The organism is Mesorhizobium sp. M1365 (assembly GCF_040317865.1).
Taxonomy (GTDB): domain Bacteria; phylum Pseudomonadota; class Alphaproteobacteria; order Rhizobiales; family Rhizobiaceae; genus Mesorhizobium.
Map to the genome: position 1 here is coordinate 77,587 of NZ_JAMYLG010000008.1, position 17,378 is coordinate 94,964.

The window sequence follows — 17,378 nt, forward strand, 5'->3', positions numbered from 1 at the left end:
GCGAAATGGGGCAAGTTCGAACCCTTAAACGAGCGACGCCATGGCCTTCCGAACGTCTTGCATTTTCATCACCATGCTTCTGTTGGCGACGACGACCGTAGCGCGCGCCGGCTTCAGCGACGGCAAGCTGCCGGACGGCTCCTATCATTGCGAAGTCTATCTGCTGGGCATGTTCCTCAGCCTCGGCGACATTACCATCAAGGGAAACGTCTATAGCGGTCCGGTTAGCTTCGGCACCGCGCCGCAGAGTTATAACTACCAGATGGATGCAGACGGGGTGATTACCTGGCTGGGTCCGCTGGGCGGCTACACCAGCGGTGGCAACTCGATCTCGCTTACGCAAGCGACGCTGGAAAGCGGAACCACCCCGTCCTTCGACATCATCATGAAGCAGCCAGACGGCGCCTTTACCGCCTCGACCTGCACGAAGCGTTGAAAAGTACGGAACCTGGCGAGCTTCCCTACTCCGAAGTAGAAGCCGCCTAGCTCTCCGCCGCCATGTCGAGCGCCAGCCGGGTCATATCGGTGAAAAGCCCCTGGCGTTCGGAATAGTCGGTCTGCTCGCCGGTTGCCACATTGTCGACGACGGTCAGGATGGACAGCGCCCGGGCGCCGAAATCGGCCGCAATGCGGTAGAGTGCGCTGGTTTCCATATCCACGGCGAGCGCCCCCTGTGCCTGTGCTTCGGCAAAGCGTTCGCGCCCCAGCGGATGATAAAAAATGTCGCTGCAGATCGTCAGCCCGGCCCGATGGTCGATGCCGAGTTCCGCAGCCCGGGCCAACGCCTGGGCCAACAATGCCGGATCGGGGCCGGCATCGGCACGATAGAGCCCAAAAACCTGGCCGCTCTCGGCATTTTCGCCACGCACCGATTGTGCGATCACCAGGCTGCGCAGCGCCGTCTCGGCGGTCAGGCCACCGCAGGTGCCGGTGCGGATCAACGTTTTCGCACCGTAGAAATCCAGCAGCTCGTGCACGTAGACCAGGAATGACGGGACGCCAATGCCGGTGGACTGGACGCTGACAGGCTTGCCGCGAAACAACCCGGTAAAGCCGAGCGCGCCGCGGCGGCGGTTGACGCAGCGCGGCGCTTCCAGAAAGGTCTCCGCCATCCATTCAGCGCGCTGCGGGTCGCCCGGCAGCAGCACCGTGCTTGCGTAGTCGCCTTTGCTAGCCTCGTTGTGTGGCGTCACGGCATGCTTTCCAAAACCCGTCGCCCGTTTCGCCTGCAATCATGGCAGTCTCACGACATTGCGCAAGCGGAGCGTTGGAAGGGTCAGGATTCCAGCATGTCCTTTACGATCGTGGCCAATTGCTTGAGCGAAAACGGCTTCGGCAAGAAGCCGAAATGCGCGTCGGCCGGCAAGTTCTTGGCGAACGCGTCTTCGGCATAGCCGGACACGAAGATAAACTTGATGTCGGGTTGCCGTTTGCGCAATTCGCCAAGCAGCGTCGGGCCATCCATTTCCGGCATCACCACGTCCGACACCACGACGTCGACCTTGCCGCCGAGCGCTTCGTAGACTTCAAGCGCCTCGACGCCCGACGACGCCTCGTGGACGGTGTAGCCGCGCGATTTCAGCGCCCGCATGCCGCCCATGCGCACGGCGTCCTCGTCCTCGACCAGCAGCACCGTGGCCGAGCCCGACAGATCCTTGGCTGAGTCGGCGATCTTGGCAGGGGCGGCCGGCACTTCTCCAGCCTCGCCCGCCGTCCTTGCCTCCGCAATGTGCCGCGGCAGGAAGATGCGGAACACGGATCCCTTGCCGACTTCGGAATCGCAGAAGATAAAGCCGCCTGTTTGCTTGATGATGCCATAGACCATGGACAGGCCGAGGCCGGTTCCCTTGCCAACCTCCTTTGTCGTGAAGAAGGGCTCGAAGATCTTTTTCAGCACATCAGGCGCGATGCCGCTGCCGCTGTCCTCGACCTCGACCAGCACATAGTCGGCCGGAGTGAGTTCGCGGTAGGAAAAGGTCTTGCATTCCCCGGCGCTGACGTTGCGGGTGCGCACCGTGAGGTCGCCGCCGGCCGGCATCGCATCGCGCGCATTGACCGCCAGATTGACCACCACTTGCTCGAACTGCCCGATATCGACCCTGACCGGCCACAGGTCGCGGCCATGGTCGATCTTGAGCTTGATGTCGTTGCCGACCAGCCGGGCAAGCAGCATCCTGAGATCGGCGAGCACGTCGGTCAGGTTGAGCACCTCCGGCCGCAGCGTCTGCTTGCGCGAGAAGGCCAGCAACTGCCGCACCAGCGAGGCCGCCCGGTTGGCATTCTGCTTGATGTTCATGATGTCCGGGAATGACGGATCGGACGGCCGGTGGTTGGTCAACAGCAGGTCCGAGGCCATGATGATGGCGGTCAGCACATTGTTGAAATCATGCGCGATGCCGCCGGCGAGTTGGCCGACCGCCTGCATCTTCTGGCTCTGCGCCATCTGGCCCTCGAGGGCCTTTTGCTCAGTGGTCTCCACGGCATAGACGATGGCCGATTCCTCGGCGCCCTCGCCACCGGTACCGTCTGCGACCGCGTTGACGTAGAAGCGTATGTGGCGCTCCTCATTGCCGGGCAGCACCGTATCGATCGGCTCGATGTCAGCCTGTTGCTGGCGTGCCTTTTCAAAGGCCGCGGCGAAAGCCGGCCGGTCGCGCTCGTGGATCACCGTATCCAGCCGCACACGCCGATCGACCGCGTCGCGGTCGACGACCGAGGAAAACAGCGACAGGAATGGCGCATTGGTGCGCAGGATGCGGCCGGCATGGTCGACGCCGGCTATCGCCATCGGCGTCGAGTTGAAGAACCGCGTGAAGCGTATTTCCGATGCGCGGAGGTCGGCCGAAGCGTCCTCGCCTTGCGTCCGGTTGAGCACGATGGTGCGAGTCGGGCCGTTGAGACCCTCTCGGCTGGCCGAGACACGATGCATGAAGCGCACCGGCAGCGCCTCGCCGGTCATCGTCGTCAGATCGAGGTCGATAACGGCATTGCGGGTGGTACCAGCGTCGGCCTTGACCGAACGGACCAGCGCCATGCCGTCCCCGGCGACGATCTCCGGCAGCGTGATGGCGCCGGGAGTGAAGCTGGCCAGGTCGATGCCCAGCCACTCCGCAAGGGTCGCGTTGATATAGGTTACGCGGCCTTCCTGGTCGGCCGAAAAGAAACCGGCCGGCGCATGGTCGAGGTGATCGATCGCCTTTTGCAGGTCGAGAAAGAACCGCTCCTGCTCGGCCCGTTCCTGCGAGATGTCGGCAAGCTGCCAGGCAAGCATGGGCAGCCGCTGGCCGGGAACGCTGAAGGCGCGGGCCCGAACGCGGTACCAGCGAGCGCCGGGTTCGGCGCCTGGCCGAATGGACTGCGCGAGCCGAAACTCGCCGTCGCCAGGCTGGCCGTCACGCAGGCCTGACGCCAGCCGGTATATGGTCACCGAGGCCTCGGGAACGTCTGAAAGCAAACCTTCGACGGTCTTGAGGTCGGCGGCCGACTCGGCACCCGTCATATCGGCATAGGTCCGGTTGGCGTAGATGATACGGCCTTTGGTGTCGGTGACCAGGAGACCTTGCGACATCGAATCGACGAAAGCTTTCGACAGTTCGTCGCTTGTCGAGCGCGGCGTGATGTGCACGAAGCCGATCGCAGTGGCGAATAGAAAGCCGACGCCGATCATCGCCAGCACGCCAAGCATGCCAAGCAGGAATGGATCGCCAAGGCGCTCGCGGAAAAGGCCGAAGACGATCGCTGCCCCAGTCAGGACGACGATGAAGACGATGAGCCGGGTGACCGCTCCCGGTCGCGTGTTCTGGTCGACGATAGGTACCGGATAGAAATCGCCGCGCGCTTCCTTGGCCATGTGCCCCCTGCTCGTGAATTCCGGTGTCGGTTGAATCATATTCTCAGGGTTGGGAAAAGGCCCGGCTGCAGATGTCCGCTAAAAATGACGCCGTTCGGCTCCCGGCGTTTCAAGCTGTTCACGAAGCGTGAAAGGCAACTTGCGGTGGCCTGCCGCAACAGTCTAGTGTCGCTTCTCTTCGAAAGCTGATTTTGGGGGAACCAATGCTGCAATGGCTGGATGGCGTGGCGGGTCCTGGTTATGCCGCAGCAATCCTATGGACGTTTGCAGTACTTGTCCTTCTGCTCATCATTCTTCTTATCATCAGGCTGGTCCGCAGCCTGACGTTCGGGACATTCGTCGCCGGCGGCAGGAACCGCAAGACGCGGCTGGCTGTCATGGATGCCACAGCGGTCGACAGTCACCGGCGGCTGGTGCTGGTGCGCCGTGACGATATCGAGCACCTGCTATTGATCGGTGGTCCGACCGACGTCGTCGTCGAGCGCGACATCAGGCTCTCGGCGTTGCGGCGCCCGGCATTGACCGGAGACAACGGCCACCAGCCGGCAGCAAGGTCTGCTTCGACCACAGCCGCGCCGGTGAGGCAAGCGCCACCGCAGCCGGCAAGCGTAACCGCGACCCCTGTCCGAGCCCGCCAGACGGCGACGATGCCGGCAACAATGCCGGCGCCGGCGCCGAAACCGGCATCGAACGTCACGCCGTTGCCAAGTTATGGATCCGTCAACGCCAGTGCCTCGCGGCATGCGCAGCCGCCGGCAAGACAGGACTCCCCGGCAAGATACGAGCCGCCGGCACAGCACGAGTCGATTGACGATGCGCTGATGAAGGAGCTGGAGGTTTCCCTCGACGAGCCACGCTTCAGCCAAACGCCGAGCAAGCCGGTGGCGAAGGCATCACCCTCTCTCGACGACGAGATGACGAAGCTCCTCGGCGAGTTGTCCAATCAGAAAAGATAGGCCGATAGCGAACGGCCAATGAAAATGGCCGGAAAACCGGCCATTGTGAACGCTTTACCGATGCCGCTGTTTTTCCCGGCGACTCAGTCGTCGCGGTAGACCTTCTCGCGCCGCTCATGGCGCTCCTGTGCCTCGATCGACAAGGTCGCGATCGGGCGCGCGTCGAGCCGCTTCAGCGCGATCGGCTCGCCCGTCTCCTCGCAATAACCGTAAGTGCCTTCGTCAAGGCGCTGGAGGGCCGAATCGATCTTGGAGATGAGTTTTCGCTGGCGATCGCGGGCGCGAAGTTCGATGGCGCGGTCGGTTTCTGAGGAGGCGCGATCGGCGAGGTCGGGGTGGTTGGCGTTTTCCTGCTGCAGGATTTCGAGAGTTTCGCGCGCTTCGCGCAAGATGTCGTTCTTCCAGGTGACGAGCTTCATGCGAAAGTAGGATTTCTGCCGCTCGTTCATGAACGGCTCGTCTTCGGAGGGTACGTAATCGGCGGTAACGATGTCGTTCATTCGACTCACCCAACAAACCCCAAATTTGGCGCCTATATATTCGCGGACCGAAAGCTGCACAAGGTCAATCGACGACAGTTTCACGCAATTGTTAGTCTCGGACAAAACGGCATCGGCGATGCCCTTTTTGCGAAGAATACGACCGAATCCGTACATGATTCGCTATGCTTGAGGGGCGCTTGCCATTGCGCACGGAGCTCTTCTGATGGCAAATCCTGCGGCGTGCTGACGGGTTCGGTGCCCGGCACAACGGGGATCCGGTGACCAGACTGTACCTGCTGAGGCATGCGAAGGCCGGCTGGGCGCTGCCTGGTGTGGCTGACTTCGACCGCCCGCTCGATCCATCCGGCTTCGCCGATGCCGAAGCGATGGGCGTCCTGATGCGTTCCCGCAAATACGCACCGGCCCTCACCCTTTGCTCAAGCGCCAAGCGCGCCCGCCAGACGCTGGAAAGCCTGGCTGGCCACACGGACACGGGCCGGGTGCTGTTCTGTGACACCCTCTACAGCGACGATGCCGCCGCGTACCTCACTGCCATCCGGCAGAATGGCGGGCTGGATGCCTTGCTCGTCATCGGCCACAATCCGATGATTGAGGATCTCGCCATGGCGCTCTCGGGCGACGGCGACGAGACCGCGCGGGTCATGCTGAACCACGGCTTCCCGACCTCCGCACTTGCGGTGGTCCGGTTCGACGGCAGACTTGCCGAGGCTGCGCCAGGCACCGGCTATCTCGGAGCCTTCCTGACGCCTGCCGATATCTGAGGCCATTTCAAAGCCGCGCATCAAAGCCTATATCGGATCCTGACCGGCCCGCGAGAACAGATTTGCCATCAGCGCTGACGACTTTTACCGACGAGGCGAAGATTGCCTTGGATACGTTGTCAGGCCGCGCTGCCGGGCTTTTCGCTCCGTCGCTGCGTCTTGGCGTGACCGGGCTGTCCCGCGCCGGCAAGACGGTGTTCATCTCGGCCCTTGTGCACAATCTCGTCCATGGCGGACGCTTGCCGCTGTTTGAGGCACAAAAATCGGGGCGCATCGCCCGGGCTTTTCTCGAAGAGCAGCCGGACGACGCGGTCCCACGCTTCCAGTACGAGGATCACATCGCGGCTCTTGTCGACGATCGCGTCTGGCCGGATTCGACGCGTGCGATTTCCGAACTGAGGCTCACCATCGAATACGAATCGGCCTCTGGCTGGAGCCGCATGTTTTCCGCCGGCAAATTGTCGGTCGACATCGTCGATTATCCCGGCGAATGGCTGCTCGACCTGCCGCTGCTCGGCAAGTCCTACGCCGATTTTTCGCGTGAGGCCTTCGAGATGGCCGTGTTGGCGGTGCGTGTCGACCTTTCGCGGGAATGGCGGGCGCTCTCCGATCCGGTCGACCCCAACGCCGAGGCCGACGAGATGACGGCGCGCCGTCTCGCTGAGAGCTTCGCGGCCTATCTCAAGGCCTGTAAACTCGACGAGCGGGCGCTTTCGACCTTGCCGCCCGGCCGCTTCCTGATGCCCGGCGATCTTGAAGGCTCGCCCGCTCTCACCTTCGCGCCGCTGCCGAATCTGGGCGGCCGGCGCGCCCGCTCGGGATCGCTGCAGGCTATGATGGAGCGGCGCTACGAGGCTTACAAGACGCATGTCGTCAAACCGTTTTTTCGCGAACACATCACGCGTCTCGACCGCCAGATCGTGCTGATCGACGCATTGCAGGCATTGAATGCCGGCCCCGGTGCGATGGCCGATCTAGAGCGCGCGGTCACCGAAATCCTGTCCTGTTTCCGGCCCGGCCGGGGCAATTTCCTGACCGACCTGTTTTCGAGGCGTATCGACCGTATATTGGTGGCCGCGACCAAGGCCGACCATCTGCACCACGAAAGCCACGACCGGCTGCAGGCGATCGTGCGGCGGCTAGCCGACCGAGCCGTGGCGCGGGCGAATTTCACCGGCGCCGACGTCAACGTCGTCGCTATGGCTGCCATGCGCGCGACCCGGGAAGGCACGGTCAAGCAGGGCCGCGAGACTTTGCCGGTCATTATCGGCATGCCGTTGCGCGGCGAAAAAATCGATGGCGAAACCTTTGACGGAAAGACAGAAACAGCCATATTTCCCGGTGACTTGCCGGAGAAAGTTGATGCGGTGTTCGATGTTTCCGAATCGACCCGCCGGCAGAACGATGACGACCCCGCGATCCGCTTCGTGCGCTTTCGCCCGCCGAAACTCGAGCGCACCGCCGAGGGCGTCACGCTGTCGCTGCCGCATATCAGGCTCGACCGCGCGCTGCAGTTCCTGATCGGAGATCATCTCGCATGAGTGCGCCCCGCAGACCGGCGGCCTTTCGCATCGAGCCGGAGCCCCAGCAGAAGGAAGATTCGACGGCTCACCATGCTGCGTCCGGGGCCGCGCCGGCGCGAAAGCCGCGTACCGTGACGGCGGATCTTGCCGTGGTCACACCGGCGGAGATCGACGTCTTCGACGAGCCTGATATCGTCGCCGCCGAACCGCCGCCGGCGATTGCGCCGCGAAAACGTTCGCTGCTTGGCAGCCTGTTCTTCGGCGCGCTGGGCGTTCTGGTTTCGCTCGCCGTCGGCCTCTGGACCGACCAGCTGATTCGCGACCTGTTCGAGCGCGCCGAGTGGCTGGGCTGGCTGGCTGCCGCTATGGCCGCGATCGCCATCCTGGCGCTTCTGATCATCCTCGTGCGCGAATTCATGGCGATTGCCCGCCTTGCCGAGGTCGAAAAGTTGCAGAAGCGGGCGCTCGATGCGATTGCCCGTGACGATCCGAAGGCCGCCCGCGCCGTGGCCGACGAGTTGTCGGTCTTTGTCTCGGCCAAACCTGAAACCGCGGCCGGCAGGCGCTCGCTGGCCGAATTGCGCGGCGAGATCATTGACGGCGGCAATCTGGTGCGGCTGGCCGAGACCGAGATACTCGGCCCGCTCGACGCCCGTGCCAGGGTGATGATCCTCGAAGCGGCGAAGCGCGTCTCCCTGGTGACCGCGGTCAGCCCCCGCGCGCTGGTCGACGTCGCTTATGTCGTGTTCGAAGCCGGCCGGTTGATTCGCCGGCTGTCGGAGCTTTATGGCGGCCGCCCCGGCACGCTTGGCTTTTTTCGCCTGGCGCGCAGCGTTCTGGCCCATCTCGCGGTCACCGGGTCGATCGCCGTCGGCGACAGTTTCGTCCAGCAGATCGTCGGCCACGGCCTTGCCGCCCGGCTCTCGGCCAAGCTCGGCGAAGGCGTCGTCAACGGCATGATGACTGCGCGCATCGGCATTGCAGCGATGGAAACCGCAAGGCCCCTGCCCTTTTACGCGGTCAGGCGGCCCGGATTGGGCGATTTCCTCTCCGCGCTGACCTCCTTTGCAGCAAAGAAAGAAAAAGAAACATCCGCTTCCGGAACGTGACTATTGCCTTGGGGTGACAAAGCATTAACCAATCTTGTCCATGGTCGGAAGCGTCCAAACCAGTCTCTTTGTTGCCGGGTGTCGTCGATGAAAAGCGTTATTCTGTCCAGCGGGCTGCCCGTGGCGCTCGCGCTTGTCGCAACCGTCGGCATTGCCGGAAAGACCTCGGCGGCGGAACCGGACAAGCAGTTCTTTCGGTCGGTCGAAGGCAAATGGGTCGGCCCCGGGGAAATCGTTGCCGGCAAATACAAGGGCACGAAATTCACCTGCAGCTTCATCGGCTCGACGCCTGACGGCAAGGTCGGCATGTCGCTCGACGGCGGCTGTCGGGTAGGCATGTTCACCCAGCAGATGTCGGCAACGATCGAACACAAGGGCCGGCAGGGCTACAAGGGCAGCTTTATGGGCGGGGCCGCCGGCTCCGGCCTCGACATTATCGGCGGCAATGTCGTCGATGCGCACAAGGTGGTTTTCACCATCAATCGCAATCAGTTGCGCGGCGTTATGCAGGCGCTTGTCCCCGACGACAATTCAATGACGGTGACCGTTGCCGTGCGCGTCGACCAGCTGCTGGTCCCGGTCATCGGCATGAAGTTGAAGCGGATCGATGCAGTCGAGGTCGGCTCTGTAACTCCGAACTGAGCTTTCGGCGTGAAAAAGGCGGCGGCCAAACGGCGCCGCCATCTTTTGATTTGCAAATAAGTGCTCAGCCCTTGATCGCGGCAATCACCTCGTCATAGGCCTTGCAGGCCTCGGCTGCTGTCGTGCCGCCCTGATACTTGGTTGTCACCGCCTGAAAGGGCCGCGACTTGATCGACGCTCGCCCTTCACTGGCCGAAGCCGGGCGTCCTTAGCGCCGGACTGCTGGAACAAGCAACGCGCGGGAGCCCATTATCCTGTTCGGTGCGCCTGCAATATCGCCTTCACAACGCGCCGGATTCGCACTGTTCGATCCGCCCCGAAGCCCCTATCTTGGCCGCTTGTTGCAAGAGAGCGGAACGGCAGGCATGGCGGCAGAGGCATCGAACGGCGATCTGATCCAGGTGGTGGCGCTGCTTGCCGCCGGCGTCGTTGCGGTGCCGATCTTCAGGCGTATCGGACTTGGCTCCATCCTCGGCTATTTGACGGCCGGCGTCGTGATCGGTCCGTTCGGGCTGCGCATTTTTTCCGAATCGGAAGCCATTCTTCATGTCGCCGAACTCGGCGTCGTCATGTTCCTGTTCATTATCGGGCTGGAGATGCAGCCGTCACGGCTATGGGGCATGCGCCGCGAGATTTTCGGGCTTGGCGCGCTGCAGGTCGGCGTCTGCGCGGTCCTGCTGACCGGCGTCGGCCTGGCGGGAGGTTTCCCGATCGCGCAATCCTTCGTCGCCGGCGCCGGTTTCGTACTCACCTCGACGGCAATCGTCATGCAATTGCTGGAAGAACGCGGCGACCTGGCCACGCCCAAGGGCCAGCGCATCGTCTCGGTCCTGCTTTTGGAAGACCTGGCCATCGTGCCGCTGCTGGCGCTGATCGCCTTCCTCGCGCCGGGCGGCGCCGACATGAGCCTGTCGGATCGGTTGACGGAGGTCGGCATCGGCCTTGCCGCGATCGTCGGGCTGGTGCTTGCAGGACGCTATCTGCTCAATCCGTTCTTCCGTATCCTGGCGGATGCGCGCGCCCGTGAGGTGATGACCGCAGCCGCCCTTCTGGTCGTGCTCGGGTCGGCGCTCGCCATGCAGCTTTCCGGCCTGTCCATGGCGATGGGCGCCTTCCTGGCCGGCGTGCTTTTGTCGGAATCGACCTTCCGCCATCAGCTGGAGGCGGACATCGAACCGTTCCGTGGCATTCTGCTCGGACTGTTCTTCCTCGCCGTCGGCATGTCGCTCGACCTGCATGTGGTCGTCGTCAACTGGCAGCTCATTGCCATCTATGTCGTCGCCTACATGATGATGAAGGCGATCGGCATCTATATCGTCGCCCGCATTCTCAAAACCGGCCACCGGGAAGCGCTCGAGCGCGCGGTCTTCATGGCGCAAGGCGGCGAATTCGCCTTCGTCCTCTATTCCGCAGCGGCGGCTGTCGGTATCATCGATAGCCAGGCCAATGCGATGCTGACCGCCATCGTCATCATTTCCATGGTGCTGACGCCCTTAGCGATCATAGCATTGCGGTATCTGACGCCACGCGACGAGCAGTCGCTTGAAGGCGTCGATGTCGCCGAAGGCCTGACCGGCAGCGTGCTGATCATCGGCTTTGGCCGGTTCGGCCAGATCGCCAGCCAGCCGCTTTTGTTGCGCGGGATTGATGTGTCGATCATCGACAATGAGGTCGAGATGATCCAGGCGGCGGCCGATTTCGGCTTCAAGGTCTATTACGGCGACGGCACGCGGCTGGACATTCTGCGTGCCGCGGGAGCCGGGCGCGCACGCGCCGTCCTGATCTGCGTTGACAAGCCCGATGCCGCCGTGCGCATCGCCGAGCTCATCAAGGCGGAGTTTCCATTGCTGACGGTGCTGGCGCGGGCTTTCGACCGCGGCACGGCATTGCAGCTCATTCGTGCCGGCGTCGACTATCAGCTCCGCGAGACGTTCGAATCGGCGCTTGTCTTCGGCGGCTCGACACTGGAAGCTCTCGGCGTCGATCCGGAAGAGGTCGCCGAGGTAGTCGAGGACGTCCGCCGCCGCGATGCTGCCCGTTTCGAACTTCAACAGGCAGAAGGCATCCGCGCCGGGCGGCGCTTCCTCAAAGGCAATATCGGCACCCCCATCCCGACGCCGCTCAGCACGCCACGGCGCGTGGGCCAGGCGCTCAACGAGGAGACCGCCGGCGTGCTGCAGAAATCCGAGCCGGCCGATTAAACGTTGGAAAGACGCGAATGATGAACGAACTGGACGAGCGCGCTGTCTCCATCACCAGATTCTGGCGCGACGCCGGGGAGGACGCGTGGTTCGAGAAGAACGACGCCTTTGATGCCGACTTCCGCACCCGGTTTCTCGATTTGCACTTTGCCGCCGCCCGCCGCGAATGCGACGGCTGGTCCGAACACGCCGAAGGGTCGCTGGCACTGATGATCCTGCTCGACCAGTTTCCGCGAAACTGCTTTCGCGCCACCGGCCACATGTACGCCACGGACCCTCTGGCGCGGCATTTCGCCGGGAAAGCGATCGCTGCCGGCCATGACCTGGCACTCGACGAAGAGCTCCGCGTTTTTCTCTATCTGCCCTATGAGCATTCGGAGGACCTCGCCGATCAGCTCAAATCGGTAGAGCTTACCGCCGCCAAAGCCCCGATCTATCTGAAATATGCGATCGAGCATCGGGACATCATCCAGCGCTTCGGCCGCTTTCCGCATCGAAACAGGATGCTTGGCCGCGAGACGACACCGGACGAACAAATGTTCCTCGACGGAGGTGGGTTCTCCGGCTGATTTCAGGCACCGATGGCGACAGCATCAGGTTTTCCACCAATCCCGGCCTGACGCCAGCCGTTCAATGCCCGATGTGTCGACGGCGGCCAGCCGCTCCGATACGCTCTTGCCGTCGACCACAAGCTCCGGCGCAATTTCTGCCAGCGGCGCCAGCACGAAGGCGCGCTCCAGCATGCGCGGATGCGGCACCTCCAGTCCGGTCTCGTGGATGATGCGGTCGCCGAACACCAGAATGTCGATATCGATCAGGCGTGGACCCCAGCGCTCCTCGCGCACCCGCTTCAGTTTTCGCTCGGCGTCGAGGCAAAGGTCGAGCAAAGCCCGCGGCGCGAGCGCGGTCGAGATTTCGGCCGCCGCGTTGAGGAAATCCGGCTGATCGAGCTTGCCCCAGGGCGGCGTGCGGTAGAGCGACGAAACGGCAACGACGCGTGTTCTCTCGTTGGCATCCAGAATGCCCAGTGCCGCAGCCATCGACTTCGCCGGATCACCGAGATTGCCGCCAAGGCTGAGATAGACGGTGTTGTTGTTGTTACTATTCTGGCCAGACAACGGTCACCTCGACATGATCGAGCACACCCGGCACCGGGGCGTTCGGCTTGCGCACGGTGATCTCGGCCTTCTTGATCTGCGGAAACCGCGCCGTCAGCGCCCTCGCCACTTCGAGCGCCAGCGCTTCGATCAGAAAGCGCCGTTCGCCGGTAATGATCTTCTCGATGACCGCAAAGGCGATGCCGTAATTGACGGTGTCCTCAATGGAATCCTCGACCAGCGCCCGCCCGGGATCCACCATGAGTGCCGCATCGACATAAAAGCGCTGGCCGAGCGTCTCTTCTTCGTCCAGCACACCGTGCCGGGCAAAGAAGGCGCAGTTCTTCATGCGGATGACATACATGGCTCAGCTTTCCCCGATCTCACGTGCCAGCATAGCATCGGCGATGGCCAGCGCATCCACGTTGATTGCGACATCGTGGACGCGAAAGAGATGCGCGCCTTTGAGCCTCAGGATGACGCTGGTGGCCGCGGTCCCGGCGCCTCTTGCGGCTGCGTCGCGGCCGGTGACGGTGCCGATAAAGCGCTTTCGCGATGTGCCGGCCATCAGTGGAAAACCCAGCGCATGAAGTTCCGAAAACCGTGCCATCAGGTCAAGATTTTCCGCTGCCGCCTCCTTGGCAAAGCCGAAGCCCGGATCGAGCACGATATGATCGTCGGCAACACCGCTCCGCCGCGCGATTTCCAGCGACTTCCTGAGGAAGAAGAGCTGATCGGCAATCACGTCGGGCAGTTTCTGCCGGTCCCGTCCCGTGTGCATGACGACAAGGCCAGCGCCGGTTTCGGCCGCGACGCGGGCAATGCCCGGCTCGCGCTGCAGGCCCCAGACGTCATTGACGATATGCGCGCCGGCTTGGACGGCAAGCCGGGCCGTATCCTCGCGATAGGTATCGACCGAGATCAGCGTTCCGCCGGCCTTCACCAGCGCCTCGATGACGGGCAGTATGCGGGTTTGTTCCTCCTTTGCGGAGACCGCAGACGCCCCGGGACGTGTCGATTCTCCGCCGATGTCGATGACGGAGGCCCCCTCCTCGACCATGCGGCGCGCCTGGGCCACTGCCTTTTCCGGCGCATCGAACAGGCCGCCGTCGGAAAAACTGTCCGGCGTAATGTTGAGGATGCCAACGACCACGGCCTTGCCGCCAAGGTCGAGATGGCGTCCGTGCGCCAACTGCCATCGCCCTGTCATCATTGCCCATCAACCATGTTCGATCCCGCGGCGTGGCGGGGGGATCAATTCCGTTGCGCCGAGGACGGCGGTAAAGCAAGGTGGGGAAAGAGGCAACACGATGAAACGATCCCTCCTCTGCACCCTGATGCTCGCTCTGACCGCATTCCCGGCCGGCGCTGCAACTCTCGTCAAGACATATAGTTATTTCCCGATCGGCGGCAGGACGCTCGACGACATCGAGACCCAGCTGTCGAAACTCGGGCCTCAGGTGAAAAGCACCGGGTCGCGGCATCCGGGAGCTACCCAGATGGCGTTCACCACCCGCGTCAGCTATGCGCAAAAGCCGGGCTCGTGCTGGATTGCCGACGCTGTCGTCACCGTCAAGGTCAAGGTCATCCTTCCTGAGTGGCTTCGCCCGCGCAAAGCCGATGCCGGCGTCAGGCTGTTCTGGGATACGTTGTCCGCCGACATCAAGCGCCATGAGGAACGCCACGTCGAGATTGCCAAGAACCACGGCCGCGAACTAGAAGACGCCTTGAAGGCGAGCTACCCGGAAAAGACCTGCGAACTGGCAAAGGCCCACGCCGCAAAAATCACTGCGGCCATGCTTGCCAAACACGACCAGGACCAGATGCGCTTCGATCGCGTCGAAAGCGCCAATTTCCAAAGCCGCATCCTGCGGCTTTTGCACTATCGCATCGAGCGCATTGAGAACGGCCGACTCGCTCCCGGCTGAACTCCGCGTCGTCGGACAAAGCCAATTTTGCCGAAACATAGTGCCAGCTTCGGAAAACTTTCGAGCCGCTGTCGAAATCGGCCTATAGCGAACGACATATGCCAGGTTCGCAGGGATCAGCCTCCGGCAAACGCCAATCGGCGTACTGGATGCTTCCCAGCCCGTCGCGGACGTGCACGCAGGCATAATGGATGAACGGATATGGACCAGGCTGTCGACAAGCAAACGATGGTGGAAACCAGCGCGCCGCTGACCGAAACCGAGAAAAACGCCATCATCGGCGGCGTGCTTTTGTCGATGCTGCTGGCGGCGCTCGACCAGACCATCGTCGCGCCGGCGATGCCGACGATGGCACGTCTGCTCGGGCATGCCGAATATCTGCCATGGATCGTGACCGGCTATCTTCTGACCGCGACCGCCGTGGCGCCGCTCTACGGCAAGATCTCCGATATTTATGGTCGCCGGCCGACCGTCTATGCTGCAATCCTGATCTTTCTCGCCGGCTCGCTGGTCAGCGCCACGGCCCCTAACATGCTGGTCCTGGTTGTCGGCCGGGCGATCCAGGGCGCCGGTGGCGGCGGCCTGTTCGCCCTGACGCAGACCGTGATCGGCGACCTCGTGCCGCCGCGCGAGCGGGCCCGATACGCCGCCTGGATCTCGGGCACATGGGCCGTCGCCAGCATCGCCGGGCCGCTGCTCGGCGGCACCTTCGCCGAACATCTGCATTGGTCGCTGATCTTCTGGATCAACATTCCGCTCGGCCTGCTGGCCATGGCGATCATCAACAACCCGCTCAAGAAGCTGCCGATCGCCGCAAAACATCACCGCATCGACGGCCTCGGCGCGCTGCTTCTGGTCGCGGCCACCTCGCTGCTGCTGCTTGCCTTGAACTGGGGCGGCAGCGAGTATCCGTGGCTGTCGCCTGAAATCCTTGGACTGCTCGCCTGCTCGGCGGTGTTCTGGAGCGCGTTCGCGCTGCGGCTCATGCGCGCGGCCGAACCGCTGATCTCGCTCGAAGTGCTCGGCAATCCGATCGTTCTCGCCGGCACATTGTCGATGTTCCTGCTGCAGGCCGCCAATGTCGGCTTGTCGGTCTATCTGCCGGTCTACCTGCAATCGGTCGTCGGCCTGTCGGTCAGTCAATCGGGCACCGCGTTGCTTGGGCTGATGCTCGGCACGGTGGCCGGTGCGACCTTCAGCGCGCGAATGATCCCGCACTTTTTCCACTATAAGCGCATTGCCATGATCGGAACTGTTTTCTCGATCCTGTGCCTCGGCGTGCTCAGCCTGGTCGCCGGGCATGCCTCACTGTTGCTCGTCGAGGTGTTGACGACCTGCGTAGGCCTGGGCACAGGCACGACCTTTCCGGTTGCCACCGTCTCGGTCCAGAACGCCGTCGATCGTATGCACCTTGGCGTGGCGACCGGCGTTCTCACCTTCCTGCGCTCGCTGGGCAGCGCGCTTGGCGTCGCTATGCTCGGTGCCGTCGCCCTTGGTTACGGGCTGCCGCTGGCCAGCGAAGGCACGCAGCCGGCCGGCCATATCGCCTCGGCCATGCCGTTCGTGATGATCTTTCTTGCCGCGGCCGCGATCTTGCTGTTGTCGCTCATCACGCTCTGGCTGATGCCGGAGAAAACGCTTCGCGGCCATGCCGAGGCTGTGGCCCCAACCCTGGCCGAATAGACCTGTCCGGCGAAATCCGGCGAGCTTCAGTCGACCACGCCGAGCTTCTTGTGCAGGCTGGTCGACGAGGTCGTATACTGGAATACGATGCGCTCGCCGGGGCTGATGATGCGCTTGGCTGCCTGCGCCATTAGAGCGACCTCATGGAAGCCCGACAGGATCAGCTTCAGCTTGCCGGGGTACCAGTTGATGTCGCCGACGGCGAAGATGCCGGGCACCGACGTCTGGAATTTTTCGGTGTCGACCGGGATCAGGTTCTCGTGGAGGTTGAGCCCCCATTCGGCGATTGGGCCGAGCTTCATCGTCAGGCCGAAGAACGGCAGCATCCGCGTGCACGGCACTTCGACATCGCCCTCCGGCCCCTTGATCGTGGCCGAGACTAGCTGGCCGTCGCTGCCGGTCAGGCCAGTCACCTGTCCAACCTGGAATTCCAGCTGCTTCATCTCCTGCATGGCATACATCTTGTTGACACTGTCGGGCGCTGCGCGGAATTCGGGCCGCCGGTGCACCAGCGTCACGCTCTTGGCGACCGGCTGCAGGTTCAGCGTCCAGTCGAGCGCCGAATCGCCACCGCCGACGATGAGGAGGTCATGGCCGCGAAAGTCCTCCATCCGGCGCACCGAGTAGAACACGCTCTTGCCTTCGTAGGGTTCGATGCCTGGAATCGGCGGCCGCTTCGGCTGGAACGAACCGCCGCCGGCGGCAATCACCACAATTTTGGCTTCGAACACCTCGTTTTCGTCGGTAATGACGCGGAAGCTGCCGTCGTCCAGCCTTTCCAGGCTCGAAACCATGCGGCTATAGGTGAATTCGGGCTTGAACGGCGCGATCTGCTCAAGCAGCTTGTCGACCAGGCCTTGCGCCGAGATCGAGGGCCAGCCCGGAATGTCGTAGATCGGCTTTTCCGGGTAGAGTTCGGCGCATTGCCCGCCGGGCCGGTCGAGTATGTCGATCAGATGGCACTTCATGTCGAAGAGGCCGAGCTCGAATACGGCAAACAGGCCGACAGGCCCTGCCCCGACAATGAGTACGTCCGTCTTGGTGATAGCGGTCATGAAGCATGCGCCTTTATGGGAAAACGGCGCGACACTGCATGACCATTGGTCCGCTGCCAAGCGGCAGCCG

General features: G+C 63.0%; 17 protein-coding genes. 10 read left to right on the forward strand and 7 right to left on the reverse strand.

The features are described from left to right. Positions 1-40 precede the first annotated feature (40 nt). On the forward strand, positions 41-436 hold the full coding sequence (locus tag NKH04_RS12395; protein WP_352502497.1) for a hypothetical protein: 396 nt from the start codon (positions 41-43) through the stop codon (positions 434-436). Between the two features lie 46 nt (positions 437-482). Here the strand turns inward: NKH04_RS12395 and NKH04_RS12400 are convergent, their stop codons facing one another. Next, positions 483-1,193: a purine-nucleoside phosphorylase gene (locus NKH04_RS12400; protein WP_352682887.1), complete on the reverse strand. Its 711-nt coding sequence runs from the start codon at positions 1,191-1,193 to the stop codon at positions 483-485. An 83-nt stretch (positions 1,194-1,276) separates the two neighbouring features. Next, on the reverse strand, positions 1,277-3,850 hold the full coding sequence (gene cckA, locus NKH04_RS12405) for a cell cycle histidine kinase CckA (RefSeq protein WP_352971227.1): 2,574 nt from the start codon (positions 3,848-3,850) through the stop codon (positions 1,277-1,279). Between the two features lie 203 nt (positions 3,851-4,053). Between cckA and NKH04_RS12410 the strand changes: the two genes are divergently transcribed. Then, positions 4,054-4,806, forward strand: coding sequence for a hypothetical protein (locus tag NKH04_RS12410; protein WP_352925254.1), 753 nt, complete (start codon positions 4,054-4,056; stop codon positions 4,804-4,806). Positions 4,807-4,889: 83 nt separating this feature from the next. Here NKH04_RS12410 and dksA read toward each other — a convergent pair whose 3' ends face one another. Continuing rightward, positions 4,890-5,306, reverse strand: coding sequence for an RNA polymerase-binding protein DksA (gene dksA / locus NKH04_RS12415; protein WP_023674847.1), 417 nt, complete (start codon positions 5,304-5,306; stop codon positions 4,890-4,892). A gap of 260 nt (positions 5,307-5,566) precedes the next feature. Here dksA and NKH04_RS12420 point away from each other — a divergent pair, with 260 nt between their 5' ends. From NKH04_RS12420 to NKH04_RS12445, 6 genes are all read left to right on the forward strand, one after another. After that, complete coding sequence (locus tag NKH04_RS12420) at positions 5,567-6,070, forward strand: SixA phosphatase family protein (RefSeq protein WP_352971222.1); 504 nt, start codon at positions 5,567-5,569, stop codon at positions 6,068-6,070. Positions 6,071-6,132: 62 nt separating this feature from the next. Continuing rightward, positions 6,133-7,611: a YcjX family GTP-binding protein gene (locus tag NKH04_RS12425; protein ID WP_352502493.1), complete on the forward strand. Its 1,479-nt coding sequence runs from the start codon at positions 6,133-6,135 to the stop codon at positions 7,609-7,611. After that, complete coding sequence (locus NKH04_RS12430) at positions 7,608-8,702, forward strand: YcjF family protein (RefSeq protein WP_352770349.1); 1,095 nt, start codon at positions 7,608-7,610, stop codon at positions 8,700-8,702. The genes NKH04_RS12425 and NKH04_RS12430 overlap by 4 nt, the downstream gene beginning before the upstream one ends. 87 nt (positions 8,703-8,789) lie before the next feature. Then, the gene (locus NKH04_RS12435; RefSeq protein WP_352816669.1) at positions 8,790-9,344 is read left to right on the forward strand and encodes a hypothetical protein; all 555 of its coding nucleotides are present in this window, start codon (positions 8,790-8,792) and stop codon (positions 9,342-9,344) included. A gap of 365 nt (positions 9,345-9,709) precedes the next feature. Further along, positions 9,710-11,545, forward strand: a complete 1,836-nt coding sequence (locus NKH04_RS12440; RefSeq protein WP_352682898.1) for a monovalent cation:proton antiporter-2 (CPA2) family protein — start codon at positions 9,710-9,712, stop codon at positions 11,543-11,545. Between the two features lie 20 nt (positions 11,546-11,565). Continuing rightward, positions 11,566-12,114, forward strand: a complete 549-nt coding sequence (locus NKH04_RS12445) for a DUF924 family protein (protein WP_352448961.1) — start codon at positions 11,566-11,568, stop codon at positions 12,112-12,114. Positions 12,115-12,138: 24 nt separating this feature from the next. Here NKH04_RS12445 and folK read toward each other — a convergent pair whose 3' ends face one another. Genes folK through folP form a run of 3 tightly spaced genes read right to left on the reverse strand, consistent with a single transcriptional unit; the run spans position 12,139 to position 13,855 of the window. Then, positions 12,139-12,663, reverse strand: coding sequence for a 2-amino-4-hydroxy-6-hydroxymethyldihydropteridine diphosphokinase (gene folK / locus NKH04_RS12450; RefSeq protein ID WP_352471720.1), 525 nt, complete (start codon positions 12,661-12,663; stop codon positions 12,139-12,141). After that, the gene (gene folB / locus NKH04_RS12455) at positions 12,647-13,006 is read right to left on the reverse strand and encodes a dihydroneopterin aldolase (protein WP_352471721.1); all 360 of its coding nucleotides are present in this window, start codon (positions 13,004-13,006) and stop codon (positions 12,647-12,649) included. The genes folK and folB overlap by 17 nt, the downstream gene beginning before the upstream one ends. A gap of 3 nt (positions 13,007-13,009) precedes the next feature. Then, the gene (gene folP, locus NKH04_RS12460; RefSeq protein WP_352471723.1) at positions 13,010-13,855 is read right to left on the reverse strand and encodes a dihydropteroate synthase; all 846 of its coding nucleotides are present in this window, start codon (positions 13,853-13,855) and stop codon (positions 13,010-13,012) included. Between the two features lie 97 nt (positions 13,856-13,952). Here folP and NKH04_RS12465 point away from each other — a divergent pair, with 97 nt between their 5' ends. After that, the gene (locus NKH04_RS12465) at positions 13,953-14,570 is read left to right on the forward strand and encodes a DUF922 domain-containing Zn-dependent protease (protein ID WP_352971217.1); all 618 of its coding nucleotides are present in this window, start codon (positions 13,953-13,955) and stop codon (positions 14,568-14,570) included. Between the two features lie 201 nt (positions 14,571-14,771). Further along, complete coding sequence (locus NKH04_RS12470; protein ID WP_352971214.1) at positions 14,772-16,253, forward strand: MDR family MFS transporter; 1,482 nt, start codon at positions 14,772-14,774, stop codon at positions 16,251-16,253. A gap of 26 nt (positions 16,254-16,279) precedes the next feature. Here NKH04_RS12470 and NKH04_RS12475 read toward each other — a convergent pair whose 3' ends face one another. After that, on the reverse strand, positions 16,280-17,308 hold the full coding sequence (locus NKH04_RS12475; RefSeq protein WP_352925259.1) for an NAD(P)/FAD-dependent oxidoreductase: 1,029 nt from the start codon (positions 17,306-17,308) through the stop codon (positions 16,280-16,282). Between the last annotated feature and the right edge of the window lie 70 nt (positions 17,309-17,378).

Excerpts from the sequence above, each read along its gene's own strand:
- NKH04_RS12395 (WP_352502497.1), top strand. The coding sequence starts at position 41 with ATGGCCTTCCGAACGTCTTGCATTTTCATCACCATGCTTCTGTTGGCG.
- cckA (WP_352971227.1), bottom strand. The coding sequence starts at position 3,850 with ATGGCCAAGGAAGCGCGCGGCGATTTCTATCCGGTACCTATCGTCGAC.
- NKH04_RS12410 (WP_352925254.1), top strand. The coding sequence starts at position 4,054 with ATGCTGCAATGGCTGGATGGCGTGGCGGGTCCTGGTTATGCCGCAGCA.
- dksA (WP_023674847.1), bottom strand. The coding sequence starts at position 5,306 with ATGAACGACATCGTTACCGCCGATTACGTACCCTCCGAAGACGAGCCG.
- NKH04_RS12430 (WP_352770349.1), top strand. The coding sequence starts at position 7,608 with ATGAGTGCGCCCCGCAGACCGGCGGCCTTTCGCATCGAGCCGGAGCCC.
- NKH04_RS12435 (WP_352816669.1), top strand. The coding sequence starts at position 8,790 with ATGAAAAGCGTTATTCTGTCCAGCGGGCTGCCCGTGGCGCTCGCGCTT.
- NKH04_RS12440 (WP_352682898.1), top strand. The coding sequence starts at position 9,710 with ATGGCGGCAGAGGCATCGAACGGCGATCTGATCCAGGTGGTGGCGCTG.
- NKH04_RS12445 (WP_352448961.1), top strand. The coding sequence starts at position 11,566 with ATGAACGAACTGGACGAGCGCGCTGTCTCCATCACCAGATTCTGGCGC.
- folB (WP_352471721.1), bottom strand. The coding sequence starts at position 13,006 with ATGTATGTCATCCGCATGAAGAACTGCGCCTTCTTTGCCCGGCACGGT.
- folP (WP_352471723.1), bottom strand. The coding sequence starts at position 13,855 with ATGATGACAGGGCGATGGCAGTTGGCGCACGGACGCCATCTCGACCTT.
- NKH04_RS12465 (WP_352971217.1), top strand. The coding sequence starts at position 13,953 with ATGAAACGATCCCTCCTCTGCACCCTGATGCTCGCTCTGACCGCATTC.
- NKH04_RS12470 (WP_352971214.1), top strand. The coding sequence starts at position 14,772 with ATGGACCAGGCTGTCGACAAGCAAACGATGGTGGAAACCAGCGCGCCG.
- NKH04_RS12475 (WP_352925259.1), bottom strand. The coding sequence starts at position 17,308 with ATGACCGCTATCACCAAGACGGACGTACTCATTGTCGGGGCAGGGCCT.